Origin of the sequence: Micromonospora humidisoli (assembly GCF_016900955.1) — a bacterium.
In the GTDB taxonomy this organism is placed as follows: domain Bacteria; phylum Actinomycetota; class Actinomycetes; order Mycobacteriales; family Micromonosporaceae; genus Micromonospora; species Micromonospora wenchangensis.
Genome location: NZ_JAFEUO010000003.1, coordinates 430,611 through 456,636 on the forward strand (window position 1 = coordinate 430,611; position 26,026 = coordinate 456,636).

General features: G+C 73.4%; 24 protein-coding genes, 1 tRNA gene and 2 pseudogenes. 12 read left to right on the forward strand and 15 right to left on the reverse strand.

Annotated elements, in window-relative coordinates:
• The first annotated feature begins 220 nt into the window (after window positions 1-220).
• Window positions 221-949, forward strand: a complete 729-nt coding sequence (locus JQN84_RS12685) for a prepilin peptidase (RefSeq protein ID WP_307821183.1) — start codon at window positions 221-223, stop codon at window positions 947-949.
• A 6-nt stretch (window positions 950-955) separates the two neighbouring features.
• Here the strand turns inward: JQN84_RS12685 and JQN84_RS12690 are convergent, their stop codons facing one another.
• Window positions 956-1,579 (reverse strand): phosphatase PAP2 family protein, encoded by a 624-nt coding sequence (locus JQN84_RS12690; protein WP_204958562.1) that lies wholly within the window; start codon window positions 1,577-1,579, stop codon window positions 956-958.
• 168 nt (window positions 1,580-1,747) lie between these two features.
• Between JQN84_RS12690 and JQN84_RS12695 the strand changes: the two genes are divergently transcribed.
• Complete coding sequence (locus JQN84_RS12695; RefSeq protein ID WP_204958563.1) at window positions 1,748-4,099, forward strand: glycoside hydrolase family 65 protein; 2,352 nt, start codon at window positions 1,748-1,750, stop codon at window positions 4,097-4,099.
• Here JQN84_RS12695 and JQN84_RS12700 read toward each other — a convergent pair.
• The gene (locus JQN84_RS12700) at window positions 4,064-4,549 is read right to left on the reverse strand and encodes a DUF8243 domain-containing protein (RefSeq protein ID WP_204958564.1); all 486 of its coding nucleotides are present in this window, start codon (window positions 4,547-4,549) and stop codon (window positions 4,064-4,066) included. The genes JQN84_RS12695 and JQN84_RS12700 overlap by 36 nt on opposite strands.
• Window positions 4,550-4,733: 184 nt before the next feature.
• On the opposite strand from JQN84_RS12700, the gene JQN84_RS12705 reads away from it, so the two are divergent.
• Complete coding sequence (locus tag JQN84_RS12705; protein WP_307821185.1) at window positions 4,734-5,516, forward strand: SAM-dependent methyltransferase; 783 nt, start codon at window positions 4,734-4,736, stop codon at window positions 5,514-5,516.
• A 90-nt stretch (window positions 5,517-5,606) separates the two neighbouring features.
• Here JQN84_RS12705 and JQN84_RS12710 read toward each other — a convergent pair whose 3' ends face one another.
• From JQN84_RS12710 to JQN84_RS12720, 3 genes are all read right to left on the reverse strand, one after another.
• Window positions 5,607-6,833, reverse strand: a complete 1,227-nt coding sequence (locus tag JQN84_RS12710; RefSeq protein WP_204958566.1) for an MFS transporter — start codon at window positions 6,831-6,833, stop codon at window positions 5,607-5,609.
• Window positions 6,834-7,054: 221 nt separating this feature from the next.
• A complete protein-coding gene (locus JQN84_RS12715) occupies window positions 7,055-7,528 on the reverse strand; it encodes an RrF2 family transcriptional regulator (RefSeq protein WP_204958567.1) in 474 nt (157 codons plus the stop codon).
• A gap of 29 nt (window positions 7,529-7,557) precedes the next feature.
• Entirely contained in the window at window positions 7,558-7,977 is a 420-nt protein-coding gene (locus JQN84_RS12720) for a type 1 glutamine amidotransferase family protein (RefSeq protein WP_204958568.1), read from the reverse strand.
• A gap of 103 nt (window positions 7,978-8,080) precedes the next feature.
• Here JQN84_RS12720 and JQN84_RS12725 point away from each other — a divergent pair, with 103 nt between their 5' ends.
• The gene (locus tag JQN84_RS12725) at window positions 8,081-8,473 is read left to right on the forward strand and encodes a Fur family transcriptional regulator (RefSeq protein ID WP_145917370.1); all 393 of its coding nucleotides are present in this window, start codon (window positions 8,081-8,083) and stop codon (window positions 8,471-8,473) included.
• Between the two features lie 67 nt (window positions 8,474-8,540).
• Here JQN84_RS12725 and JQN84_RS12730 read toward each other — a convergent pair whose 3' ends face one another.
• Window positions 8,541-8,933: an SCO5389 family protein gene (locus tag JQN84_RS12730; protein WP_088642005.1), complete on the reverse strand. Its 393-nt coding sequence runs from the start codon at window positions 8,931-8,933 to the stop codon at window positions 8,541-8,543.
• A gap of 171 nt (window positions 8,934-9,104) precedes the next feature.
• Between JQN84_RS12730 and JQN84_RS12735 the strand changes: the two genes are divergently transcribed.
• The 5 genes and pseudogenes from JQN84_RS12735 to JQN84_RS12750 all read left to right on the forward strand — a co-directional run bounded on the left by JQN84_RS12735 (window position 9,105) and on the right by JQN84_RS12750 (window position 12,396).
• The gene (locus JQN84_RS12735; protein ID WP_204958569.1) at window positions 9,105-10,049 is read left to right on the forward strand and encodes an RNA polymerase sigma-70 factor; all 945 of its coding nucleotides are present in this window, start codon (window positions 9,105-9,107) and stop codon (window positions 10,047-10,049) included.
• Window positions 10,050-10,130: 81 nt separating this feature from the next.
• A complete protein-coding gene (locus tag JQN84_RS12740) occupies window positions 10,131-11,318 on the forward strand; it encodes an NAD(P)/FAD-dependent oxidoreductase (protein ID WP_204958570.1) in 1,188 nt (395 codons plus the stop codon).
• A gap of 35 nt (window positions 11,319-11,353) precedes the next feature.
• A pseudogene (locus JQN84_RS31360) lies at window positions 11,354-11,620 on the forward strand (PIN domain-containing protein); the annotation flags it as partial.
• A pseudogene (locus JQN84_RS32265) lies at window positions 11,610-11,903 on the forward strand (hypothetical protein); the annotation flags it as partial. The pseudogenes JQN84_RS31360 and JQN84_RS32265, both read left to right, overlap by 11 nt.
• On the forward strand, window positions 11,881-12,396 hold the full coding sequence (locus JQN84_RS12750) for a tyrosine-type recombinase/integrase (RefSeq protein ID WP_239485278.1): 516 nt from the start codon (window positions 11,881-11,883) through the stop codon (window positions 12,394-12,396). The pseudogene JQN84_RS32265 and the gene JQN84_RS12750, both read left to right, overlap by 23 nt.
• A 65-nt stretch (window positions 12,397-12,461) precedes the next feature.
• Here JQN84_RS12750 and JQN84_RS12755 read toward each other — a convergent pair.
• The 6 genes from JQN84_RS12755 to JQN84_RS12780 form a co-directional block, all read right to left on the reverse strand.
• A tRNA-Lys gene (locus JQN84_RS12755) sits at window positions 12,462-12,533 on the reverse strand.
• 84 nt (window positions 12,534-12,617) lie between these two features.
• Window positions 12,618-13,415 carry an ABC transporter ATP-binding protein gene (locus tag JQN84_RS12760; RefSeq protein ID WP_204958953.1) on the reverse strand — a complete coding sequence of 266 codons (798 nt, stop codon included), beginning with the start codon at window positions 13,413-13,415 and terminating at the stop codon, window positions 12,618-12,620.
• Window positions 13,412-14,479, reverse strand: coding sequence for a FecCD family ABC transporter permease (locus tag JQN84_RS12765; protein WP_204958571.1), 1,068 nt, complete (start codon window positions 14,477-14,479; stop codon window positions 13,412-13,414). Before JQN84_RS12765 ends, JQN84_RS12760 begins: the two co-directional genes overlap by 4 nt.
• A complete protein-coding gene (locus tag JQN84_RS12770; RefSeq protein ID WP_239485279.1) occupies window positions 14,476-15,525 on the reverse strand; it encodes a FecCD family ABC transporter permease in 1,050 nt (349 codons plus the stop codon). Before JQN84_RS12770 ends, JQN84_RS12765 begins: the two co-directional genes overlap by 4 nt.
• A complete protein-coding gene (locus tag JQN84_RS12775; RefSeq protein WP_204958572.1) occupies window positions 15,522-16,460 on the reverse strand; it encodes an ABC transporter substrate-binding protein in 939 nt (312 codons plus the stop codon). The genes JQN84_RS12770 and JQN84_RS12775 overlap by 4 nt, the downstream gene beginning before the upstream one ends.
• A gap of 63 nt (window positions 16,461-16,523) precedes the next feature.
• Entirely contained in the window at window positions 16,524-17,375 is an 852-nt protein-coding gene (locus tag JQN84_RS12780) for a siderophore-interacting protein (protein ID WP_204958573.1), read from the reverse strand.
• A 198-nt stretch (window positions 17,376-17,573) separates the two neighbouring features.
• Between JQN84_RS12780 and JQN84_RS12785 the strand changes: the two genes are divergently transcribed.
• Window positions 17,574-18,134: a carboxymuconolactone decarboxylase family protein gene (locus tag JQN84_RS12785; protein ID WP_204958574.1), complete on the forward strand. Its 561-nt coding sequence runs from the start codon at window positions 17,574-17,576 to the stop codon at window positions 18,132-18,134.
• 49 nt (window positions 18,135-18,183) lie between these two features.
• Here the strand turns inward: JQN84_RS12785 and JQN84_RS12790 are convergent, their stop codons facing one another.
• On the reverse strand, window positions 18,184-19,497 hold the full coding sequence (locus tag JQN84_RS12790; protein ID WP_204958575.1) for a protein kinase domain-containing protein: 1,314 nt from the start codon (window positions 19,495-19,497) through the stop codon (window positions 18,184-18,186).
• Between the two features lie 14 nt (window positions 19,498-19,511).
• The gene (locus JQN84_RS12795) at window positions 19,512-20,198 is read right to left on the reverse strand and encodes a DUF7019 family protein (protein WP_204958576.1); all 687 of its coding nucleotides are present in this window, start codon (window positions 20,196-20,198) and stop codon (window positions 19,512-19,514) included.
• Between the two features lie 94 nt (window positions 20,199-20,292).
• On the opposite strand from JQN84_RS12795, the gene JQN84_RS32085 reads away from it, so the two are divergent.
• On the forward strand, window positions 20,293-23,868 hold the full coding sequence (locus JQN84_RS32085; protein ID WP_204958577.1) for a protein kinase: 3,576 nt from the start codon (window positions 20,293-20,295) through the stop codon (window positions 23,866-23,868).
• Here JQN84_RS32085 and JQN84_RS12805 read toward each other — a convergent pair.
• Window positions 23,858-24,523: a hypothetical protein gene (locus JQN84_RS12805; protein WP_204958578.1), complete on the reverse strand. Its 666-nt coding sequence runs from the start codon at window positions 24,521-24,523 to the stop codon at window positions 23,858-23,860. The genes JQN84_RS32085 and JQN84_RS12805 overlap by 11 nt on opposite strands.
• Window positions 24,524-24,867: 344 nt before the next feature.
• Here JQN84_RS12805 and JQN84_RS12810 point away from each other — a divergent pair, with 344 nt between their 5' ends.
• Entirely contained in the window at window positions 24,868-26,007 is a 1,140-nt protein-coding gene (locus JQN84_RS12810; RefSeq protein WP_204958579.1) for a tryptophan dimethylallyltransferase family protein, read from the forward strand.
• Window positions 26,008-26,026: the final 19 nt, after the last annotated feature.

The following is a 26,026-nucleotide window of genomic DNA, read 5'->3' on the forward strand; positions in this document are numbered from 1 at the left end:
TCGTGGGGCGGTGCCCGCCGATCGGGTCGGCCCGGCCGGCGAACCGCCAGCGTCGCCGGAGGATATGGGACGGGTGGAGCGGGCTGGTCCGATCCGTTCCGGGAAGGTCACTGTCGATGCCCCGCAGACGCCCGGCGGGGTGGGGGACGCTCAGTTCTCCACTACGGACACCGACCTGATATCGGACCGTTACGTCGCCCCCGTCCGGACGTCACGCTCCGTGTCTGTCGTCCGAAGGCTGGCCGGGGTGCTGACGGTTGCCCCGGTGCTGCGGCTCGCGGTCGCCAGGTACGCCGTACCCCCGGGGGTGGCCGACCGGGCCGGGTGCGACGGTTGCGGCGCGCCGGTCGGGCTGGACCGGCCGCTGCCGGCGCTCGGGCCGACGGCCCGCTGCCCGGCCTGCGCGGGCCGGATCGGTGCCGCGCCGTTCGCGGTCGAGGCGCTGCTGGTGGTGGCCGTGGCGGTGCTGGCGCTGGTCGACGGCCCGGTGGCCGAACGGGTCGCGCTGGCCTGGTGGCTCGGCTGGGCGGTCCCGCTCGTGCTGGTGGATCTGGCGGTGCACCGGCTGCCGGACCGGCTCACCTGGCCCGCCGCCGTCGGCACCTGGGCGTTGCTCGGGGTGGCGGCCGTGACCGGGGCGGGTGCCGGGGCGTGGCTGCGGGCGGTGACCGCCGGGGTGGTGCTGGGCCTGGCCTTCGCCACCACCACGCTGCTGCTCGGCCGGCGGGGCTTCGGCCTCGGCGACGCCAAACTCGCGCTCGGGATGGGGGCGTTGCTCGGCTGGCAGGGGTGGGGGGTGCTGGTCACCGGGCTGGTGCTGACCTTCCTGTTGTCGGCGCTGGTCGGGGTGGTGCTGCTGGCCAGTCGCCGGGTCGGGTGGTCGAGTCACCTGCCGTTCGGGCCGTTCCTGGTCGCCGGCACCTGTCTTACGCTCCTGCTGGTCGGCTGACCCGGCTCAGCCGACCCGCTGACCCCGGTCGACCTGCCGGTTGACCGGGTCGGAGTGCCGGCGCAGCATCCCGGCGAGGTACCGGGCCGCGGGGAGGGTGACCAGCAGGGTCACCGCCAGGCCGAGCAGCAGGCCGGCGAGGACGTCGTGCGGGTAGTGCACGCCCACGAAGACCCGGGAGAACGCGGCGAGCAGCGCCAGCGGGGCGGCCAACAGACCCCACCGGGGGGACAGCAGCAGCACTGCGGTGGCCAGCGCCCCGGCGATCGTCGCGTGGTTGCTCGGGAAGGACCAGTCGCCTGGCGGCGGGCAGGGTGCGGCCAGGATGGTGACCGCCCCCCGGCAGGGGCGCTCCTCGTCGAGCAGCGACTTGAGCAGTTCGCTGCACCCGTACGCCAGGACGACGGTGGCCGGCGCGACCAGGGCGAGTGCCCGGCTCCACGGGTCGGCACGGCGCAGCCGGGGCACGGCGAGGGCCACCAGCAGCAGGCCGAGCAGCAGGATCACCGCCTCGGTGAAGTGCACCGCGAACCACTGCACCGGGGCCGGGGCGGCATCGGCCACGTCGACGACGTCGCGGTACCACTCCTTGCTGATATCGGGAATGTCTGTGGTAATCGTCTGACTCATCACTCACCTCACCAAAGTGTCATACCTCTTTTAGTCGCATCGAGGTGTAGGAACCGGGTTGACCGGTCACATGGTGCGTGACACCGCGGCGGGTCCCCGCCCCCGTCACAGCGAGTTCACAGCGGTCCCCGCGATTGGCCGCCCACCGCCGCCGGGTACCTCCCCGCCGTGCAGACGGACGAGACCTGGCAGCTCCGGCGGACCGCCACCGACCTGGACCGGCTCGGCGAGACCGAGTCGGTGTTCGCCCTGTCCAACGGCTGGGTGGGCTGGCGGGGCACGCTCGACGAGGGCCAGCCCTACGGCATGCCGGGCAGCTACCTCAACGGGTTCCACGAACGGCGGCGACAGAGCTACCCCGAGGACGGGTACGCCTTCCCGCAGGAGAGCGACACCGTGATCAGCGCGCCCAACGCCGCCCTGATCCGGCTCTGGGTGGCCGGCGAGCCCCTCGACCTGCGCACCGGCACCGTCCGCGCCCACGAGCGCACCCTCGACCTGCGGGCCGGCGTGGTACGCCGGTGCACCGAGTGGATCTCACCGGCCGGGCACGGGGTACGCGTCCGCAGCACCCGGCTGGTCTCCCTGACCCGGCACGCCGTCGCCGCCGTCCGCTACGAGGTCGAACCGCTCGACGACCGGCCGGTCGAGATCCGGGTCTGCTCGGACGTGCTCGCCAACGAGCGGGTGCCCGAACGCGCCGACGATCCCCGGGCGGCCTCGATCGTGCCCGACCCGCTCGACGCCGAACTGCACCGCCCCGACGGCCACCGGGGCGTGCTGGTGCACCGCACCGACCGCAGCGCCCAACGGGTCGCCGTCGCGGTCACCCACGACACGGACGTGCCGGCCGGGTTCACCGACGGCGACGACCACACCCCGGACCGGCTGCGCACGACCGTCGAAGGGCGGCTCGCCCCCGGGCAGCGGCTCCGACTGACCAAGTACGCCGCGTACGAGTGCGCCCCGGTCGACGACGGCACCCCCGACGAGCTGGCCGACCTGGTCACCGCCGAGGCCGACGCCGCCCGCCGGCACGGGTTCGACGCGCTGCTGGCCGACCAGCGGGCCACCCTCGACGAGCGGTGGCGCACCGCCGACGTGGAGATCGACGGCGACCCGGAACTCCAGCAGGCCGTCCGGTTCTCGGTGTTCCACCTGCTCCAGGCCGGCCGGGTCGACGGCGACCGGACCATCGCGGCGAAGGGACTCACCGGCAACGGCTACGACGGGCACGTGCTGTGGGACACCGAGAGCTACGTGCTGCCGGTGCTGACGTACCTGCTGCCCGGGGTGGCCCGGGGCGCGCTGCGCTGGCGGCACGCCCACCTGCCGCAGGCCCGGGAACGGGCCGCCGAGCTGCGGCTCACCGGGGCCACCTTCCCCTGGCGCACCATCGGCGGCCGGGAGTGCTCCGGCTACTGGCCCGCCGGCACCGCCGCCCTGCACGTCAACGCCGACATCGCCGACGCGGTGCTGCGCTACGTCACGGTCACCGGCGACCAGGAGTTCCTCGCCGACACCGGGCTGGAACTACTGGTCGAGACGGCCCGGCTGTGGGCCGGCTACGGCCACTGGTCCGACGACGGCGCGTTCCACGTCACCGGCATCACCGGCCCCGACGAGTACGCCGCCCTGGTCGACGACAACGTCTTCACCAACCTGATGGTCCGACGTAACCTGCGGGGCGCCGCCGACGCCGCCGAGGGGCACCCGGAGCGGGCCGCTGTGCTCGGCGTCGACCCGGCGGAGATCGCCGGCTGGCGGGCCGCCGCCGACGCCGTGCACCTGCCCTACGACCGCAAGCGCGGGGTGCACCAGCAGGCGGCCGGCTTCACCGAGCAACCCGAGTGGGACTTCGCGGCGATGACCGACGACGACTACCCGCTGCTGCTGCACTACCCCTACCTGGAGCTGTACCGGCGGCAGGTGGTCAAGCAGGCCGACCTGGTGCTGGCCATGCAACGCTGCCCGGGGGAGTTCACCGCCGAGGACAAGGCCCGCAACTTCGCCTACTACCAGGCCCGCACCGTCCGCGACTCGTCGCTGTCCGCCGGCTCCCAGGCGGTGCTCGCCGCCGAACTGGGGCACCTGGAACTGGCGTACGACCTGTTCGCCGAGGCGGCCCTGCACGACCTCGCCGACCTCGGCGACAAGACGAGCGACGGGCTGCATCTGGCGGCCCTGGCCGGGACGTGGACGGCGGTGGTGGAGGGCTTCGGCGGGCTGCGCGACGACACCGGCGAGCTGTCGTTCGACCCCCGGCTGCCGGCCCGGATCGACCGGCTCGCGTTCCACCTGCGCTGGCACGGGCAGCGGCTGCGGGTCACGCTGACCCGCGACGGGGCCCGCTACGAGCTGCCCGACGCCGACCCGGAGACGACCGTCGCGCTGCGGCACGCCGGGGAGCCGGTCACGGTCACCGGCGCGGCGGCGGTCACCCGGCCCCTGCCGCAGGTGCCCGACCCGGGGCCGGAACCGCCGTCACCGCACGGGCGGCGGCCCGCCCGCCGGGCCTGACCCGCTACGCATCCGCTCCCGCACCACCGCCAGCTCCTCGAAGGCGTACGCCCAGTTGTGGCACTTGAAGCTGCGCAGGCCGGTGACCGGGGTGTGGCAGTCGAGGCAGTGCACCCCGGCGATCGCGTCGGGAATCTCGGTGTTGACGTAGCGGCGCTCGCCGAGGATCACCGTGGCGATCATCAGCGGGTCGTGCACCCCCTTGAGGGCCGAGGCGACGATGTCCAGCCAGGTGGTCCGGCGTCCGCACTTGGGGCAGTCCGGCTGGTCGCCGCTGACCCACAGTGGTGCACCGATGCTCTGTGCCGGCATGCCGAGCAGCTTCTCCAGCCGGCGTACGTCGTGTTCCGGGGTGGTCCAGCGGTGCCGCCCCGGCAGCGAGGCGGGTGAGTCGTACACGGCCCGGAACAGGGCCGGGTCCACCTCCACGGTCTCCCGGGCAGGGTTCATCGGGTGCCTCCTCGCCGACAGTCGGTGTCACCGTCATACCGGCAGGTGGCCCCCGCGTGCTGCCGGCTCGCCGACACGGGGGGTCAACATGTCGTCGCCCCGGGTGCTAGAAATCGGGGCGCGGGTGCCCGTCGCCCGGCGGCGGGACGCCCCGCAGCGACGAACCGAGTGGAGGGAGAGGCCGGTGACCGCGCCGACCGACGCCGAGCAGGGGCCGAACGTGGCCCGGATGTACGACTACTACCTCGGCGGGTGCCACAACTTCGCCGCCGACCGGGCCGCCGCCGAGCAGATCCTGCGGATCTTCCCGGACACCGGGATCGCCGCCCAGGCCAACCGGCACTTCCTGCGCCGGGCCGTCCGGCACGCCGCCGAGCTGGGCGTACGCCAGTTCCTCGACATCGGTGCCGGGCTGCCCACCCAGGGCAACGTGCACGAGATCGTCCGTCAGGTCGCCCCCGACTCGACGGTGGTCTACGTCGACTACGACGACGTCGCGGTCACCCACGCCCGGCGGTTGCTGCCGGCCGACGGGCGGACCACCGTCGTCCATGGCGACCTGCGCCGGCCGGGCGAGCTGCTGGCCCACCCCGACGTGCGGGCGGCGATCGACTTCGACCGCCCGGTGGCCGTGCTGCTGGTGGCGGTGCTGCACTTCGTCACCGACGCCGAGCAGCCGTGGGCCTCGGTCGCCCGGCTGCGGGACGCGACCGTCCCCGGTAGCCCGCTGGTCGTCTCCCATCTCACCACCGACGGTGCCCCGCCGCTGCCCACCCAGCAGGGGCGGGCGGTCTACCAACGCAGCAGCGCCCCGCTGGTGCCCCGTCCGCACGCCGACGTGCTGCGCTTCTTCGACGGTTACGACCTCGTCGACCCGGGGCTGGTCCGGGTGGCCGAGTGGCGGCCCGACGGGGAACCCCGGGAGCGGATCTCCCACGGCTACGCCGGGATGGGCCTGCGCCGCTGACCGCCGGGCCGCCCCGCCCGACGCCCGGCCGGGCCGGGCTGCCGCCCCACCCGGCCCTCCGGTGGTGGTCAGGGTGGGGTGGGCAGCAGGTCACGACGGCACCGCCGGGGTGCGCCCGGTGATCCGCCGTCCGAGGTGGAGCACCAGCAGGGCCAGCACCGCCCCGGCCGCGCCGAGGGCGTACATGGTGGGCACGCCGGAGGCGAGGGCCGCCCCGCCGGCGGTGGTGCCCAGGCCGATGCCGAGATAGATGGCCGACGAGTTCAGCGACACCACCAGCGGGGCCTGCTGCGGCGCGGCGGCGATCAACCGGTGCTGCTGCGCCGGGGTCTGGCACCAACTCGCCGCGCCCCACGCAGCGACCAGCAGTCCGACCAGGAGGATCGGCGCGGACCCGACGGTGCTGAGCGCGCCGAGCGTGCCCAACGAGACGACCATCGCGGCGTACCCGACGACCAGCACCGGCACCGGGCCCCACCGGTCGGTGGCGTAGCCGGAAGCGACGTTGCCGACGACCGCGCCCGCCCCGTAGAGCAGCAGCATCAGGTTGACCTGGTACGCGCTCACGCCGAGCGTGCCGAGGGTGGGCACCGCGAAGGCGTACACCGTGTAGCAGGCGGCCATGCCGATCACGGTGAGCGGCAGCACGGCGAGCACGGCCGGCCGGCGCAGCGCGGTCAACCGGGCGCGCAGCGGCACCGCCGCGGCACCGGGCAGCGCGGGCATCGCCAGCCGTACGGCCACCGCGACGGCGAGCGCCAGCATGGCCACCGCGACGAGCGCGGCCCGCCAGCCGAGCCACCGGCCGGTCAGCCCGCCCAGCGGGACGCCCAGCGCGGTGGCGACGGTGAGCCCGCCGATCACCACGGCCAGGGCCCGCCCACGGAGCGCCGGTGGGACCAGGGAGGCGCCTGCCGCACCCGCGTTCGGGGTGTACGCGGCGGCACCTGCGGCGGCGACGATCCGCCCGACGATCAGCACCGGCAGCGTGTCGGCGGCGGCCGAGACCAGGTTGCCGGCGGCGAGCACCAGCAGCGCGGCGACGAGCAGGGTCCGGCGCGGCAGCCGGGCGGTCAGGGTGGACAGCACCGGGGCGAGGACCGCGTACGAGATGGCGAAGACCGTCACCGACTGCCCGGCGGCGGCGGTGGAGACCCGCAGCGCGGCGGCCATGTCGGGCAGCAGCCCGGCGACCACGAACGCGTCGGTGCCGACGGCGAAGGTGCCGGCCGCGAGGATCAGGGTGAAGCGCAGGCCCCGGCCGGGCCCAGCGGCGGTGTCGGGCCCCGGGCCGGTACGGGTGTGCAGGTGGGACATGAGGTCTCCAGATGCGGGACGGCATGCGGCGGCGCGGCGGGGTACGCCGGGCACGGATTCGGGTGTGGACGACCACCGGGTGCGGGCGGCGGGGGGTCGGTCCGGTCCGGCGGCCGGTGGTGCGGGCGCGGGTGGCCTCCGGCCGGTCGCGGGTGGACCGGTGGCCGGCGGGTGCGTGGGCCGACGGTCGGTCGGCGGCCGCGGAGGGGGTGGGCGGGGCGTCAGCCGCGCAGCAGCGCGTAGCGGCGGCGGGTGCGTTCAGCCGCCTCCGCCGGTGCCGAGGCGAGCAGGTCGGCCAGGGTGTGGCCGGCCAGCTCGCGTCGCCAGGCCAGGTCGGCGCGGTGCATGACGGTGCTGATGGCGCACGGGGTGCGGAACTCCGGCGCGGAGGGGTCGACCCCCGCGCCGCGTTGGCGGATCTCGGTGCACCGGAACGGGTTGTCGGCGCCTTCGATCGCCACCGTCACGTCCATCACGGTCACGTCCGCCGGTTGGCGGGCCAGCCGGAACCCGCCGCGCGCGCCGGGCACCGACTGGAGGATGCCGGCCCTGGTGAGGGCCTGGAGGCACTTGGTGAGGTAGGCCGGGGGCAGCTCGAACCACTCGGCGAGCCGGACGGCGGGCATCGGGTGTTCGCCGCCGATCCAGGCGAGGGTGAGGCAGCAGTGCAGCCCCCACTCGACCTGCTCGCTCATCCGCATAACCAGGATATTACACGTCCTGGTTAGCTTCGCAGCCGTACCCGCGGATCGGCCCCGTCGCGCGGGTCACCCCGGCCGGGTCCCGACACCACCAGGTCGTACGCGTCGACGGTGAACGGCTCGTCGTGCCGGCGTACCGTCACGTCCAGCCCCAGCGAACGCAGTTGCTGGCCGAGCATGACGGCGAAGCTGTCCTCGGCGTCCACCACCAGCACCCGCCGGCCGTCGAGCACCGGATCGACGTCGCCGCCCGGGTACGACGCCCCGGGGCCGGGCTGGTCGGAGGCCAACCAGAACCGGCCGACCCGTTCGTTGCGTCGCCGCAGCGCCCGTAGCACCCCCGGATGGGTTTCGCCGCCACCGAACAGATGCGCAGCGGACTGCTCGCCGTCCGCGCCGCCCGGGCCCGCACGGGTCGTGGGGTGCCCGTATCCGCAGCGCATAATGGGTACGGCCTCCGCGTGGACCGGTGGGGGTGGGGAGCAGCGACGGCCGCCGGGCGGGGCCGGGGCGACGAGCGGAGACGGCGGTACGGTGACCCAGGCGATGCCGAACGTGACCCGGAACACGCGTCAGCGCGGCGAGGTGCTGGCGTTGCTGCGCGAGGTCGACGGTTTCCACACCGCGCAGCAGCTCCACCAGATGCTGCTGGCCCGCAAGGCCCGGGTCGGGTTGACCACGGTCTACCGCACCCTCCAGCTGCTCGTCGACGCCCAGGAGATCGACTCCACCCGGCTGCCCGGCGGCGAGCAGTTGTTCCGGCGGTGCAGCCAGAGCCGCCACCACCACCATCTGGTCTGCCGCCGGTGCGGCAGCACCGTCGAGGTGGCCGGGCCGGCGGTCGAGCGGTGGGCCGACCAGGTCGCCGCCCAGCACGGTTTCACCGAGGTCGGGCACACCTTCGAGATCTTCGGCACCTGCGCGGAGTGCGCCCGCTGACGACCAGGGCCGCCGGGTGCGCCGGACCGGGAGGGTTCTTCCCGCTCCGGCGCACCCGGGCGACGGGTCAGCAGTTGCGCAGCTCGGGCGACTGGTTCAGGAGCTGACCCCGGGTGGAGACGAACCGGCGGTAGGGCTCCGAGTCGACAGCCGCCGGCCGGAACGCGGCGACCCGGTGGCAGTTCTGGAACGCCAGCTTCACCCCGAAGTGGCGCTCCAGGCTGGCCCGGATGGCGTCGCTGGCCATCGCGCGCAGCAGCTGCCCCCGCTCCGCGTCACCGGGCGGCGGTACGACGTTGTCCGCCCGGTCCGCGCCTGACGACTCCAGGTCGGCGACGACCCGACTCACGGTCTGCCAGGCGTACGGCAGCGATTCCCGTACGCAGGCGACGAAGTCCCGGTCGTCGACGGGGCCCGCCTCGGCGGCTTCCAGCAGGGCGGATGGCACGGTGAGAGACATGGGTGCTCCTCAGCTGATAACGATTATGATTGTCGTTAGCGCTAACGTGGTGAGCACACCACGACACCCCGTCCGCGTCAACCGCGACACTCCCTGCCGACCTGCCGGGTCCCCGCCGGCTGCCGGCTCGCACCTCCCGCGCCCTCGGGTGTAGATGGTTGACTGGGGGCCATGCCGGTGGGGGAGCACGAGGTCGAGGTTTTCGAGGAAGCCAGGGCCCGGTTGGAGGCGCTCGCGTACCGCATGCTGGGGTCGACGAGCGACGCCGAGGACGCGGTGCAGGACACGTTCCTGCGCTGGCAGTCCGCCGACAGGCAGTTGATCGAGACGCCCCAGGCGTGGCTGACGAAGGTGCTCACCAACATCTGCCTCAACCGGCTCACCTCGGCACGGGCCCGGCGCGAGACCTACGTGGGTCAGTGGCTGCCCGAGCCGGTCTTCGCCGGTGACCGGATGCTCGGCCCGTCCGACACCGTCGAGCAGCGGGAGTCGGTGTCGATCGCGATGCTCACGCTGCTGGAGCGGCTTTCGGCCAGGGAACGGGTCGTCTACGTCCTGCGCGAGGCGTTCGGATACCCGCACGCCGAGATCGCCGAGGTGCTCGACCTCACCGAGGCGAACTGTCAGCAGATCTACCGGCGGGCGAAGCAGCACGTGGCCGACGGCCGACGCCGGGTGGCGGTCGACGCGGACGCGGCCCGCAAGGTCGTCGAGGAGTTCCTGGCCGCCGCGCTCAGCGGCAGGACCGACTCGCTCGTACGGATGCTGACCGACGACGCGGTCAGCATCGGCGACGGCGGCGGCACGGTCCTCGCGGTGCGCCAGCCGATCACCGGTGGCCTGCGGGTGGCGAGGTTCCTGCGCACGCTGTTCACGCCCGGCGATGCCAAGTGGGAGTTGGTGGGTGGTCGCCCCGACGTGTTCGCCGCGCTCGCCAACGGCGTGCCCGCGCTCGTGATGGTGGTCGACGACCGGGTCGTCGGGATCCTGTCGCTGGACGTGACCACCGACGGCATCGCGGCGGTCCACGCCCAGGTGAACCCGGAGAAGCTCCAGCGGGCGACCCGTCAGTGGGCCCTGGCCCGGCCCGGGGAGCCGTTGACCGGCGACTGGTGACCGGGGTCACGTACGGCAGCTGTCAGGTTTCGCCCCGCCGTCCGGTTCAGGAAGCAACACCGACCGGACAGGAGCGGAACCATGAAGCACCGCATCGTCGTTCTCGGAGCCGGGTACGCCGGAGCCAACGCCGCAGCACGCCTGGCGAAGCGGCTGCACCCCTCCGACACCCAGATAACCCTGGTCAACGCGGACGCCGAGTTCGTCGAGCGGGTCCGCATGCACCAGCTGGCGACCGGCCAGCACCTGAGGCCCCGCCGGCTGACCGACGTCTTCGCCGGCACCGGCGTGCAGGTGCGGATCGCACAGGTCACGGCCGTCGACGCCGAACGCGGGACCGTCGCCCTCGTCGAGGCCGACGGTCCCGGCGAGATCGCCTACGACCAGCTCGTGTACGCCCTCGGCAGCACCGCCACGGACCACGGAGTTCCCGGGGTCGCCGAGAACGCCCACTCCGTCGCGGACAGGCAAGCCGCGCTCCGACTGCGTGGCCGCCTCGGTGAGCTCCCCGCGGGCGCCACCGTGCTGGTCGTCGGTGGTGGTCTCACCGGCATAGAAACCGTCACCGAGATCGCCGAGGCCCGGCCGGATCTTGAGGTCTCCCTCGCCACCCGGGCCGGCCTCGGCGACTGGCTGAGCGACAAGGCCCGCAACCACCTGCGTACGGTCGTCGACCGGCTCGGGATCACCGTGCACGAGCACACCGACGTCGTCGGCGTCGAGCCGACCGGCGTCGTCACCGACGGCGGCCGGACGATCCCGGCCCGGGTGACCGTCTGGACCGCCGGATTCGGCGTCCACCCCATCGCCGCGGCCACGACCCTGGAGGTCTCCGCGACCGGGCAGATCGTCGTCGACGACACCATGCGGTCGGTTTCCCACCCCGACGTGTACGCCGTGGGTGACGCCGCATCCGCACCCGGCGTCAACGGCGCACCACTGCGGATGTCCTGCGCTTCGGGGATTCCGTCCGCCCAGTTGGCGGCCGACGTCATCGCCGCGCGACTGACCGGTCGCCGGGTCCCCCCGAACACGGTCCACTACGCCGCGCAGTGCGTCAGCCTCGGCCGCCGCGACGCGGTCGTGCAATGGGTGACCCCGGACGACCAGCCCAAACCGTCGGCGCTCACCGGCCGGCCGGCCGCACGCGTCAAGGAACTGATCTGTCGGGGCGCTGCCTGGAGCATGTCGCACCCGACCTGGATGTTGCCGAGCCGTCGCCGCCACGTGGTTCCCGGCGAAGCGTCGCTCGGGCGGAGGCCCGCCTGAACGGGGGGCCAACCGCACCGCAATCGGCTCCCGGCGGGAAACTTGGTGGACCTCCCGACCTTGCCGAGCGGGTGAGAGACATGGGCTTCCGGGAGCTACCGGTGCCCCACGCCCACGCCGTCGCCGCCGGACGACTGCCATCGCATCACCGTGATCCCTTCGACCGCACACTGGTGGCACAGGCGACAACCGAATATGCGGTGGGCCGGAGGTACCACCATGCGAACCACGCCGCCACGATCGCCGGTGATTCGCTACCGCTGACTTTGCCCAGCTCACGGGCGTCAGGCGGTGCCCGATGAACCCGGGCCGACCGACCCGCCGTTGCGGTTCGCCGATGCGGAAGAGATCAACCCGTTCCAACGCCTTCTCGATCTTCATGCCCATGCCGTCGCTCGGACGCCGGCATACGGACTCGATGACGTCTTGGCGGAGCTGGCGTTGTCCGCTGCGATGGTGTCCTGGTGGACTCGCTGGCAACCCTCGACAATCCACACCGCTCTACGGGCGGGCGCGGACCTGACGGACATCGCGGAAGCGACCGATCTCGACGCGAGCGACGTTGTCCGGCGGTGGCGGCGATGGGGACTTCGGCGGCTTCTACCTCTCGACACCCAAGAGCGGTTCCACCGGCACCGGCGACCTGGACGCGGTCGTCGCCGAGGAACTGACCGCCCATATCAGCGACGTCGGCCCCGTCGAGTTCATCCTTCCCGACATCACTGCGGGGGAGCGGCGGACTCGTTCGGTCGCCTTCCTGTTCACCTCGTCCCGGGGGAAGCTGTTGACCGACAACTACTGGTCGGAGCTGTGGGCGGGCTGGCGCGAAGCCGCCGGCTGGCCGAAGGAGGGCACCTTTCACTCCCTGCGCCACTTCTTCGCCACCACCCTGATGAGCAATGGTGTCGAGCCCCAGGAGGTGCAGAACGCGCTCCGACACGCCAACCTGCGGATCACGCTGGAAACCTACGTCCACTGGATGCCGAAGAAGGACCGTCCGCGCGGCCTCGTCGGTGGCCTCCTGCGGAACGCAGACAGCACCCGGCGGGAACCTCGCGGCGACCAACATTCGAGCTGAGTTGTGCCCTGGCTGTGCCCGATGATCTTTGTCTGGCGCGTTCCCAGCTCGGAGGCGGTGAAGAGTGGGCCGCCAGGGACTCGAACCCTGAACCTAAGGATTAAAAGTCCTCAGCTCTGCCATTGAGCTAGCGGCCCGTTCGCCCACAGGTTACCCGACCACGCCCTCCGGGTCGGGTACGCCTACGGGCAGCCCTGACGGCCGGGCTCCCGTCGCCCACCTCACCCGGCAGCCGGTTCCCGGGTGTCGGCCGGTACGACCATGGGCGCTCCGGTGACCGGGTCGGGGACGACCTGGTTCGACATCCCGAACACCTCGGCGACGAGCCCGGCGTCGACCGTCGACGCCGGATGTCCCTCGGCCACGATCCGGCCGTCGCGCATCGCCACCAGGTGGGTGGCGTACCGGGCGGCGTGGTTGAGGTCGTGCAGCACGGCCACCACGGTGCGTCCCCGGGTGACCAGGCGGTGCAGCACGTTGAGCACGTCGATCTGGTGTGCCACGTCCAGGTAGGTGGTGGGCTCGTCGAGCAGGACGAGGGGCGTCTCCTGGGCGAGCACCATGGCGATCCACGCCCGTTGGCGTTGCCCGCCGGAGAGTTCGTCGACCCGCCGGTCGGCCAGGTCGTTGGTGCCGGTGGCGTCGAGCGCCGACTCGACGGCCACCTCGTCGGCGTGGGAGAAACGGCGTAGCACCCGCTGGTGGGCGTAGCGGCCCCGGCCGACCAGTTCGCGGACGGTGATCCCCTCGGGCGCGGTCATGGTCTGCGGCAGCAGCGCGATCCGCCGGGCACGTTCCTTGGCCGGCAGGGTGACCAGGTCCGATCCGTCGAGCGTGACCCGGCCCCCGGCGGGGCGGAGCAGCCCGGACAGCGCCCGCAGGAGCGTCGACTTGCCGCACGCGTTGGGTCCGATGAGCACGGTGAACGAGCCGTCGGGCACGGCGAACGACAGGTCGGCGCTGACGGTGCGCTGGTCGTACCGGAGGGTGACGTTCTCGGCCCGCAGCCGCGCGGTCAGCTGGTCGACCATCGGGTCCTCCTGATCTCGTGGACGAGCAGCCAGAGCAGGTACGCGCCGCCGAGGGTGACCGTGACCACCCCCACCGGCACGGTCAGCGGGATCACGTGCTGGGCGATCAGGTCGGCACCGAGCAGCAGCAGCGCACCGACCCCGGCGGTGGCGGCGAGCGGCAGGCCGGGGGCCCGGACGAGCCGGCGGGCGATCTGCGGTGCGGCCAGGGCGACGAAGGAGATCGGGCCGGCCACGGTGGTGACCGCACTGACCAGGGCGACCGCGATGACCACGAGGACGGCGCGGTTGCGCTCGACCGCGACTCCGCTGGCGGCGGCGACGTCGTCGCCCAGTTCGAGCTGGGCCAGGGCCGCCGCCCACAGTGGGGTGACCGCCAGCAGCACCAGGATGATCGCGGCGGCCGGCCAGACCACGTCGGCGGTGGCCGCGTTGAGCGAGCCGGCACCCCAGGCGGCGGCGAAGAGTGCCGTCTCCAGGTCGGCGCGGAGCAGCAGCCAGGTGTTGGTGGCGGCGAGCATCGAGGAGACGCCCACCCCGACGACGATGAACCGGAACCCGGAGAGCCCGTCCCGGTAGGCGAGCAGGTAGATCGCCAGCGCGGCGAGCAGGCCACCGGCGAGTGAACCGAGCATCAGCAGGTGCCAGCCGCCGCCGAGCAGCAGCAGGGCGATCAGCATGCCGGTGAACGAGCCGTTGGCCAGGCCGATGATGTCCGGGCTGGCCAGCGGGTTGCGGGTGATGGTCTGGAAGATCGCCCCGGCGACGCCGAGCGCCGCGCCGAAGGTGACGGCGGCGGCGATGCGGGGCAGCCGCCACTCCAGCACGACGGTGCGGGTCAGCCCGTCGATCCGGCCGCCGAGCACGCCGAGCACCTCGTCGAGGCGCAGCGGGAAGTCACCCAGCCAGAGGCCGACCACCGCCAGCGCCGCGACGACGAGCGCGGCGGCGGCGCAGACGGCGGCTTCGCGTACGCCGATGGTCACGTGCCGGTGGTCGGTGCCGAGCAGCAGCCGGCGACCTCCGGCGGTGCGGCGGACCGGCCGGTTCACAGCGCGGTCGCCCGTCGGCGTCGGGCCAGCGCGATCAGCATCGGCGCGCCGACGAACGCGGTGACGATGCCGACGGGCATCTCGCTGGGCAGCACGGCGATCCGGCCGAGCACGTCGGCCAGCAGCACCAGCATCCCGCCGGCCAGCAGCGACCCGGCGAGGATGCGGCGCTGGTCGGTGCCGACGCCCCAGCGCACCAGGTGCGGCACCACGAGCCCGACGAACGAGATGGGGCCGGCGATGGCGCTGGCCCCGCCGGCGAGCAGGGTCACCGCGCCGAGTACGAGCAGCCGGGTCCGGACCAGGCTGACGCCCTGGGCGGCGGCCAGGTCGGGGCCGAGCGCCAGCGCGTTGAGGCTGCGGGCGGCGACGAGCGCGGCGAGCAGCCCGGCCACGATCAGCGGGAGCACCGGCAGCACCACTGCGGTGTCGCGTTCGAGCAGGCTGCCGGCGTTCCAGCCGCGCATCCGGTCGAAGGTGTCCGGGTGGGTGAGGGTGATCCCGGTGGTCAGGCCGGCCAGCACGGCACCGGTCGCCACCCCGGTCACCAGCAGCCGGGTCGGGGTGGCCCGCAGGTCGGCGGCACCGCCGACGGCGTACACGGCGACGGCGACCAGGAGCGCGCCGAGCAGGGCGAGCCACATGTAACCGGCCGGCGAGGTGATCCCGAAGAAGGCGATGCCGGCGGCGACGAACGCGGCGGCGCCGGCGTTGACGCCGAGGATGCCCGGTTCGGCGAGCGCGTTGCGGGTGAACGCCTGCATCAGCGCGCCGGCGACGCCGAGGCCGGCACCGACCAGCAGCCCGGCGAGGGTGCGCGGGAGGCGCTGCCCCCAGACGACGTACTGCGCGGTGTCGCTGCCCGCGCCCCGCAGCGCCGCCCAGACGTCCGCCGGCGGCACCGGGTTCGCGCCCACGAAGACCGACAACACCACCGACCCCACGAGTACGACGACCGCGCCCACCAGCCACCGCCGGGTGGTACGACGACGCGCGGTACGGCCGGTGTCCGGCCGTACCGCGCGGGCGGGTGTGGTGGCGGTCAACGCGACGCGGTGAGGATGCGTTCGAGGTCGTCGAGGACGGCCTGCCCACCGACCGTGCCGACCCCGGTGATCCAGAACGACTGGTCGACGAGGTGCAGGCGGGGGAAGGCGGCGGCGTTGGCGGTGACCGAGGCGGGGATGGTGCTGCGGTCGTTGACGTCGACGGTGGTGACGAAGACGTGGTCGGCCTTGGCCTCCAGCACCCGTTCCGGGGAGACGTCGACCGAGATGGAGTTCTCCCAGTCGCGCTTCGGGGTGGTGAAGCCGACGCACTCCAGGGCGCTGCCGGCGAACGAGGTGGGCCCGTAGAGGGTGAGGACGCCGTCGCGGGGGCGGATGAGCTGCGCGGTCTTCCCGGCGGTGCCGAACTTCTCGGCGATCTCCGCGCACCGCTGCCGGAAGCCGGTGAGGAGCTTGTCGGCGGAGTCCGCGCCGCCGAGCGCGGTGGCGGTGAACTTCACGTTGTCCTGCCACGGGTCGGCCTGGGACGCCATGAACACGGTCGGCGCGACGTCGGTGAGCTGGTCGTAGAGGGCGGAGTGCCGGGACTCGGTGCCGATGATCAGGTCGGGTTTGAGGGCCGCGATCTTCTGCACGTTGGGTTCCTGGACGGTGCCGACGGTGCTGATGCCGGCGGCCTTGTCGCCGAGGTACTTGGGCACGCCGGCGGCCTCGCTGAGCACGGCCGCGCCGACCGGGGTGAGCTCCAGGGCGACGGCGGTGTCGAGCTGGACCGGTTCGAGGACGACGACGCGGGTCGGCTTGTCCGGCACGGTGGTCTTGCCGCGTGCGTGTTCGACGGTTCGGGTGTCGCCGACGCTGCCCGCCGGGTCGGAGTCGTCGGAGCCGCAGGCGGCCACGGCGAGCACCGCCGCTGAGGCGACGGTGAGGGCGAGGAGACGTCGGCGGATTGTTCGAGGGGTCGGCGTACGCATGGTGCAGGTTCCCGTCTGGCTACTGACAGTGACTAATCACGGCGATTTTTAGGTTAGCATTACCTAATCATCGATCTCTTCGCGGGCCGGTCGGTCGTGCCAGTAGCCCTGGGTGTGCACCTGATCCGGATCGATGTGCGCTTCGGTGAACAGTCGGCGCAACACGGCAATATTGCTACTCTCCGTAGCTGCCCAGGCGTAGAAGTCCGTTCCCGCCGTCGCCGCCGTACGACCGTCGCCGGCCAGCCAGTCGGCCACCAGCCCGGTCAGCGTCGTCCCGCCCCGGGCGTCGCCCCGCAGCCGCACCTCGACCCGGTGGCCGGCGGTCACGTCGTCGAGGGTGCCGGCGTCCGCCGCGTCGCCGGCCTCCAGCAGGACCGTCGCCCGTACCCCCGGGCCGAGGCCGGACAGGATGCCGCGCACCGCCGGGTACGCCGTCTCGTCCGCCGCGACCAGCACCCGCGTCGCCGGCCCCGGCTCCCACTGCACGCCGTACCCGGGTTGGCCGGCCGCCACGTGCGGGCCCGACAGGAGCAGCCGGTCACCCGGCCGGGCCGCCGCCGCCCAGCCGCTCGCCGGGCCGTGCGGCCGGTGCAGGTAGAAGTCCAGGTCCAGCTCGCCCGCAGCCGGCCGGGTCCGGTACGCGGTGTAGCTGCGCAGCCTCGGGCGCACATCGCCGGGAATGGACCGCCACTCGCGTCGCCACGTCTGCTCGGGCAGCCCCGCCCGCAGCTCGGCCGGATAGCCGCCGTCGACCGGCAGCATGATCTTGATGCGCTGGTCGAGGTGGTGCGGGGCCATCTCCCGCAGCCGCTCGTCGCCGAGCGTCACCCGGACGAACCCGGGCGACAGCCGCCGGGTCGCCGTCACCGTCGTCGCGAACAGGACGTTGGGCGAGTTGCCGAATGCTGACATGCCGGCAGAGGCTAGCGTGCCTGATCCGGGCAGCTCACCGCCCCGTCACACCCCCCGGGGGGCTGCGGCGTTTCCGGTACTCGGCCATCCGATCGGCAAGAATCCGCACAACATTGACGGTGGCCATGGCGATGGCTCAATCTGACGCCGGCCGGGTCGAAAGATCCGGGCTTTCCCCGCGTCGGCGAAGGAGTTCAGATGCCCCACATCACGCTCAATACCGATGAACCCGGAATTCGCGGTCTGTTCCGCTTCCGGCCGGAGACGGCGTTGCCGCTGAACGGCCTGGTGGAGGCGCTGCTGTGTGGCCCGGGCACCCTGACCCGGGGTGAAAGGGAACTCATCGCCGCCTATGTGTCGGGCCTCAACGAGTGCCGGTACTGCTACTCGGCTCACGCGGCGTACGCGGCGGCGCAACTCCCCGAGGGCATGCCCCTGGTCGAGCAGGTGCACGACGACGTCGACAGCGCGCCGGTGTCGGCCAAGATGCGCAGGTTGCTGGACGTGGCCGGCGCGGTGCAGCGCGGTGGCCGGGAGGTCACCGCAGACCTGGTGGCCGCCGCCCGGGCCGAAGGGGCCACCGACGTGGAGATCCACGACACCGTGCTGATCGCGGCGGCGTTCTGCATGTTCAACCGCTACGTCGACGGGCTGGCCACCGTCCTGCCTGACGACCCGGACTTCTACACCGACCGCGCGCAGCGGATCGCCGCCCACGGCTACCTCGGCGTGCTGCAACAGGAGGTCATCCACGAGTGACCGGCCCGGCGGGCCCGGCAGGTCGGTGGGTGCCGCCACGGCGGGACCGTCACCGGGCCTGCCGGAGCGCGTCGGCGAGTTCGGTGGCCGTCGTCGCGGTGACCCGGGGTTGGTCGACGAGCATCTCGTCGATCACCTCGGCCAGCCGCGCCGGAACGGCCCCGGTCCGCTGCCGGACGGGCACCGGCCGGGTCCGCAGGACCACCGCGACCGGGTCGGCCCCGGCGGGGAAGTCCCGGGGCGTCGCCCCCGTCAGCATCCAGTAGAGACAGGCGGCGACCGCCCAGAGGTCCACCTCCGGGCGGGCGTACCGGTAGTCGACCAGTTGGGCGCGGGGCTGGAAGGCGAGGCTGCCGCCGGTCGCACCGGTCCCGGTGTGCCCGGACAGGCCCGCCTTCTCGAACGCCTTCGCCAGCCCGAAGTCGGCGACCTTGGTGACGGTCCCACCTGCGGGCCCGGTGCCGAGCAGGAGGTTGTGCGGGGTGACGTCCCGGTGCACCAGCCCATGGGCGGTCCGGGTCCGGCCGTCGGCCAGCACGACCGCGAGCTCCGCCCGGTGGGCGTAGGCCAGCGCGTCCAGCGCGTCGAGCGTGATCGGCAGCGCCTCGTCGACGGTGAGCCGGCCACCACGCCGGGTCACGAACTCGGCGACACTGCCACCCGGGCAGTACTCACAGGTGAAGAAGAACGCGGAGTCGGCCGCGCCGCAGCCGTGCAGGGCGACGATGTTGGGGTGCCGCAGCCCGCGGGTGCAGGCGATCTCGCGGCGGAAGGCGTCCCGCGCGGCGGGGTCCACCGCCCGGTCGGCGAGCAGCGTCTTCAGGGCGACGAGCCGGCCGGACGGCTCGTGTCGGGCCAGGTAGACGACGCCGTGACCGCCGCGTCCGAGCTCCCGCAGCACCCGGTGGTCGGTGAACCCCTCCATGCCGGGGGCCCCGTGCGCGGCGGCCGCCGCCAGCGCCGGCAGCGCCAGGTCCTGGTCCGGCCCGGCGGCCCCCCACGACCCGTCGTCGGGCGGGTCGACGGTCAACGTCGCCAGCCCGATCCGCACCTCGGCACCGGCCGACAGGAGCCGCGCACCGTCGACGGGTCGGCCGTCGAGCCAGGTGCCGTGCCGACTGCCGAGATCCCGTACCCACACGTGCGGCGGGTCGACGTCGAGCCGGCAGTGCCGGCGGGAGACCCGCCGTTGCCCGTCGTCCACCCGGATCCCGCAGTCGGCGGCCCGCCCCACCACGACCGAGACGGGCCGGGGGAAGACGTACGTGTCGACGGTTGACCCGGCCCGGACGGTCACCGTGACCGGCGGCGGAACCGGTTCCGACCCGGTGGGTCGCCCGGCCGCTGCGTCGTCGGTGCCCACGCCCGGCTGCCCGGTCAGTCGACCAGCGCCACGTACAGCGGGCTGCCCAGCAGCACGGTCATGCCGGGCCGCCCGTCGAGTTCCGGGTACGGGCTGGGCCCGTGGAGCAACCGTTTGGCGAGGAACTCGACGTTCTGGGTGGGCCCGCGCAGGCGGCTGCCGGCCTGGTGCACCGAGGCCAGCGCCGCCGCCTCGGCCGGGTCCGGCCCGTCCACCGTGTCGTGCGGGGTGTCAGGCACCGGTGCGGCCCCCTCGTCGACGAGCCCGGCGAGCAGCGCCGGCATCGTGGACGATCCCGCGAACCCGCGGGCGGCGGACTCGGCCGTCGAGGTCGCGCCGACGAGGTGGAACGGCGACCCGCCGAGCCCGACGACGGTGTCGTCGGTGCGGCCACCGAAGTAGACCAGCGACTGCTCGCCCGTGGTCGGGACGACTCCCCACCGCATCGGCAGCAACCCCCTGAAGAACTGCCCCGGCTCGTCAACGGAACCGACGTCGGCGTGCTCGTCCAGGTAGCGGGTGACCCGTTCCAGGCGGGCCAACCGGTCGGTGCCGGGGTTCTCGACGCTGCGTTTCACCCCGACGACGGTGAGGTTCACACTGAACTCGGCGGCCCGCCTGCGCTGGTGACCCGGGTCGATCTGGGACAGCAGCATGTCCACCTTGGCGTCGCTGACATAGAGGTAGTAACGAAAACTCACGGTCACTCCCTGACGACGCGGTCCGACCCCCGAGGTTACCCTCCGCGACCAACCGGCAGTTGTCCCGTACGCCGGCGGGTGCCAGGCTCAGACCATGCCGTGGCGTCCCGGGGACCGGATTCTGGATCTCTACGAGGTGCTCGACGAGCCCCTCGCCGGTGGCATGGGCCTGGTCTACCGGGTCCGGCACCCCGGCTGGGACATCGACCTCGCCGTCAAGGTGCCGCGCCCCGGGCGACTGTCCACCGAGGCGCACCGTGCCCGGTTCGAGGCCGAGGCGGGCACCTGGGTCGGGCTGGGCCTGCACCCCCACGTGGTCAGCTGCGCGTACGTGCGCCGGGTCGACGGGCTGCCCTGCGTGTTCGCCGAGTGGGTCGCCGGTGGGTCACTGGACCACCTGGTCCGGGCCGGGCGGCTGCACGAGGGACCGGACGCCCCCGACGGCGGGTTCCTCGCCCGTGCCCTCGACCTCGCGGTGCAGTCGGCGTGGGGCATCGACCACGCCCACCGGCAGGGCCTGATCCACCAGGACGTCAAACCCGCGAACATCATGGTCGGCCTCGACCGCGACTGGACCGCGAAGGTCACCGACTTCGGGCTGGCCGGCGCCCGCGCCGCCGCCGACGGGGACACCGGCACGGCGGTGGACGCCAGCCTGGGCGCGAGCTTCGGCGGCATGACCCCCGCCTACTGCTCGCCCGAGCAGGCCGAGGCGGCGGCCGGCGCGCGGGTCACCCTCACCCGGGCCACCGACGTCTGGTCGTGGGCGCTGTGCGTGTGGGAGATGTTCGCCGGTCGCCGCCCCTGCCGCTACGGTCAGGCGGCGCGGGAGGCGTTCGCCGACTACCTGGCCGCGGGGCAGACCGGGCCGGCGGCGCAGCCGATGCCGCAGGGGGTCGTCGACCTGCTCCGGGAGTGCTTCGACGTCGACCCGTCGACCCGCCCGCACAGCCTCGCCGACCTGGCCACGGCTCTCGTCGGAACGTACGCCGACGTCCTCGGCGTCCGCTATCCACGGGTGCCGCCGTCGGCGGCGGGCCTGCTCGCCGGCAGCCTCTCCAACCAGGCGCTCTCGCTGCTCGACCTCGACCGGCCGGCGGAGTCGGAACACCTGTGGCGGTCCGCCGCCGACGTCGACCCGCACCATCCTGCCGCCGTTTACAACTGGGCGCTGTACCGGTGGCGGCACGGCCGGATCACCGACGAACAGGTGCTCGGGGAGTTGCAGGCCGCGCGGGAGATCGCGGGGGAGGACTGGCGGGCCGACCACCTGCTGGGGTTGGTGCACGCCGAACGGGGTGACGACGAGGCGGCCCGGCCGTTGCTGGCCGCCGCGCCCACCGGCCCCGAGGTCGCCGAGGTGGCCGCCGCCGTGGCCCGGCGCGGCACGGAACCCGGATCGCGGCGGTTGCCCGGCCACCGCGGCACAGTGGCAGCCGTCGCCGTCGACCACGCCGGTCGGGTGATCGTCAGCGGCGGCGCGGACGGCAGCCTCCGGGTGTGGTCGCCGACCGGGCAGCCCGGGGTCCGCGAACTCGGTGCGGACGGGGCGGGTGCCGCCGTCACGGCCCTGACCGTCGACCGGGACGGCCGGGCCGCGCTCGTCGTCCGCGAGGGGGACCGGGTCGAGTGCTGGGACCTGGCGCGGGCCGGGTGTGTCCGGGTGCCGGCCGACCAGCGGGCCGCGGTGACCGCGGTGGCGCTCACCGCGGCGGGCACGGCCGCCATCGGGTACGACAACGGCCGGATCGAGATCCGGGACACGGCTGACGGGCGGCTGCGGCGCACCCTGGAACATCCGCCGAGCACCTACCAGAACCTGGACGCGGCGGGCCGGATCCTGCCGGAGATCCGGGAGAGTCCCGCCAGGGTCACCGTGCTGGGCCTGAGCGAGGACGGCGCGGTAGCGGTGTCGGCGGCGCCAGGTGACGGCAGTGTGGTGGTCTGGGAGGTCGACACCGGGCGCTGGATGCACCGTCTGGTCAAGGCCGCCGACATGCGGATGACCGGGGTCAACCAGGTGGCGTTGGGCGGGTCCGGCCGGTACGCCCTGCTGATCGGGCACCAGACGCGGATGGTGCACCTGTGGGAGACCCGGCCCAACCGGGTGCGGGGGCCGGTGCCGAACAACCTGAACCGGCACGCGGAGATCGTGCTCAGCGGGGATGGTGAGCGGGCGGTCTCCGTCGGGCTCGGCACCCCCGACCAACCGGCCCGGGTCTGGGACACGGTTTCCGGCCGGTGCCTGCGTACCGTCGCCATGCGCACCGACGGGCTGCCCCCGGAACTGGCCGGTCTCGTGTCGCCCACCTGCGTGGCGGTCAGCGGGGACGGCGCGCTGGCCGTCGTCGGTGACGAGTACGGGGGGCTGCACGTCCACCGGCTGCCCCGCCCCGACCTGCGGGCCCCGTGGAGCTACGAGCGGCCCCTGGCGGCGGGAGCGGTGCTGGCGGCCGAGGCGCAGGTCCGGCAGCGGATCGCCGGTGCGGAGGCGCTCGCCCGCCAGGGCCGGACGGCCGACGCGGCCGGGGAGGTGCGGGCCGCCCGCGAGCTGGTCGGGTTCGAGCGTCACCCGCAGCTGCGGGAGCTGTGGGAGCGGTTGGGGCGGACGGCGGGCGAGCGGACCGCGCCCCTGGGCATCTGGCAACGGTACGAACTGCGCGGCGGACAGTTCACCTTCGTGGCCGGGTTGCCCCCGGCGCTGAGCGTCGACGGCGACCTGGCGGTGACAGCTGGCACCGACGGCCTGCTCCGGGTGTGGGAGCTGCGGACCGGCAGGCAACGGCACACCTTCGCGGAGCGGGTGGGCAACACGCACACCATCGTGTTGTCCACCGATGCCCGGTCCGCCGTCAGCGCGGACTGGGTCGGGACCGCCCACCTGTGGGACCTGACGACCGGACGACGGCGGGCCGAACTGCACGGCGACCAGGGTGCGGTGCGGGCGGTCGCGATGGACGGCGCGGGCCGGTACGCGGTCGTCGGTGACGCCGAGGGGAACCTGTGCCTGTGGAACCTGCAGCAGTCCCATCTGATCCGCACGATGGTGGCACACCGGGGGCCGGTGTGGACGGTCCGACTCAGCGTCGACGGCCGGTACGCCGCCTCGGTCGGCGCCGAGGACGCGACGTGTCGGGTGTGGCGGACGGGCACCGGCAGGCCGGTGCTCACCGTCCCCGTCGGGTTCGGCGGACGGGTGCCGGTGCGGTTCACCCCGGACAGCCGGCTGCTCCTGGTCAACTCGACGGGGGAGCTGACCGCGTGGGACGTGCACACCGGGCGGCAGCGGTACGCCGTACCGAGCCGGGGCGACGCCATGGCGCTCAGCCGGGACGGACGGACCGGGCTCGTCCGGGCGTACGACGGGTCGTACGCCCGGGTGGTGTCGGTGTGGGAGGCGGCGACCGGGCGGGTGGTGTGCACACTCGACTCGGAGGCGGACGTGTTCGACGTGAGCCCGGACGGGCGGCACGCGGTGACCGCCGACGCGGACCGTACGCTGCGCATCTGGGACGTCCGGACGGGACGACGCCTGCACACCTGCGACGGCCATCCGGAGCCGGTGTCGTCGGTGGCCTTCACGGCGGACGGCCGCAGTCTGGTGTCGACGGACAACCGACCGGCGATCCGGCGGTGGGAGCTGGACTGGGACTACGACTTCACGGGCTGATCCGCAGCCGGGCCGAGCCGAGCCGGGTGCTGAGCCCACCGCCGGCCATCGGCTCGATCACCTGGTCGGTGTACGCCGCCGCGCGCAGCGCGTCGTCGTGGGCGGCCCGCTGCTTGCGGGAGAACCGGCGGCGGTCGACCGCGAGGTCGGCCACGACCGGCGGGATGAGCTCGTGGAACTCCGCCGGCACCCCGGCGATGTTGCGTTCGTAGTGGGGATCGTCCGGATAGGTCAGGGTCAGCGTGACGGGTGGCTCGCCGCGCAGCCGCCCGTTCAGGGCGCGCAGGGACCCGGCGAGGAACTCCAGGGCGATGCTCACATCGCTCGACAGCCCGACGTTGTTCGCGTCCGGCTGGTAGCCGGGCGGGGCGTCCTCGGGCACCACGAACCGCACGGAGACCTGCTTGGCGGGCAACTCCAGCAGCAGGCGGGGCCATGGTCCGCCGCCCTCGATGGTGACGTCCACCCGCTGGGGGTCGAGGGACAGCCGCAGGCTGAGCCGGTCGATCATCGCCAGGGCCTCGGGCGGCAGGTCGTCCTGCCGGTACGGGCCCCGGCTGCGGGTCCGCAGCGCGTCCGCGTGCATGGTGGCCAGCACGTGTGCACCGGCGCGGTCGATCGTCAGGGCGAGCGGGTGGACCGCCAGGTCCCTCATGACCCGGACGACCGCGCCGATCAGCACTGAGGGTGCCGCAGCGGTGGCCATCGCCTGCCCTTCCGTCAGGTGTGGGCACAGTGACCGCCAGTGTCGCACATGAATGTGTCGGCCCCTGCCGTCCGATGGGGTGCCGGTGGCCGGGGTCGGACCGCAACGGTGACCTCGCCGACGGGCGTCAACTCGGTGTGACGTATCCTGTACGCGACTCTGAGTGATCAATCAGGGCGATTTGCCAGTCTCGATCCTGTTATGTCATTGCAAGTTGTGATCAATCTTGACCTTATTGATTAATGCTTCTTAAGGTCTATTTTGGTCGCCGGCATGATCAGGAGAGAGAACTGATGGACGAGGTTTCCCTTTCCGATCGTCTGAGTGACCAGCTGAGGCGATTGTGCGAGGCCAGCGGAATCAGTGCGGCAGAACCGCTGGAACTGCTGGAAAGCCTGCTCGGGCCGGCCGGCCCGCAGCCGTTGTCGGCCCCACCACGCTGGCCGTCCAACATTGCCGACGACCACACTCCGGTGGAGTTCTCCGTCGCTTTCAGCGGCACCGAACCGCCGACGGTGCGGATTCTCGGCGAGACGTTGGGAACGCCACCCGGCCGCCTGACCAACATGTTCGCCACCCAGCGGTTCCTCGACCGGCAGGCGCACCGCGCCGGCCTGTCCACCTCCCGGCTGGACTCGGTACGCGACCTGTTCGCCACGTACGACCCGCAGGGTGCCTTCGCCGTCTGGTGCTCGCTGGTGTTCCGCAACGGTAGGCGACCCGAGTTCAAGGTCTACCTCAATCCGGAACTGCGGGGCGTCGACCGGGCGTCGGGCCTCGTCGCCGAGGCGCTGCACCGGCTCGGCCTGGGTCGGTCCTACCGGGCGATGCTCGACCACGGCATCCGGCCGGGCGAGCTGGGCCGCCGGGACCGGCTGACGTTCTTCGCCCTCGACCTGCACGACGGCGTCCAGGCGCGGGTCAAGGTCTACCTGACCCACCACGACGCCGGGGTGGCCGACGTCGTCCGGGCGGCCGGGGTGGTCGACGGTGTCGACACCACCCGGCTCGCCGAGTTCGCCAGGCTGGCCGGTGGCGGTCGGACCCGGTTCGCCGGCCTCCCGCTGGTGGGCAGCTACACCCTCGTCGAGGGGGCGGGCCGACCGGTCGGCTACAGCCTCTACGTGCCGATCCGCGGCTACGTCGACGACGACGAGGAGGCGTACGACCGGGTGGTGGCGGTGCTGGACCGCTACGGCTTCGGTCGTTCGGTGCTGGACCGGGCACTCGCCGCGGTGGCCCGGCGGCCGCTGCGCGACGGCGTCGGGCTGATCCCGCACCTGTCGCTGCGGCTGGGCGCCCCCCGCCCGGGGGTGACCGTCTACCTGTCCGCCGAGGCGTACCAGGTGACCCCGCCGGCACGCCGCCCGGTGACCGTCGACCGCACCGCGCTGGCGACCCCGACCGGCCGGGCCGGCGCGGGACACCCCTGACCGTCCATCGAGGAGCGAA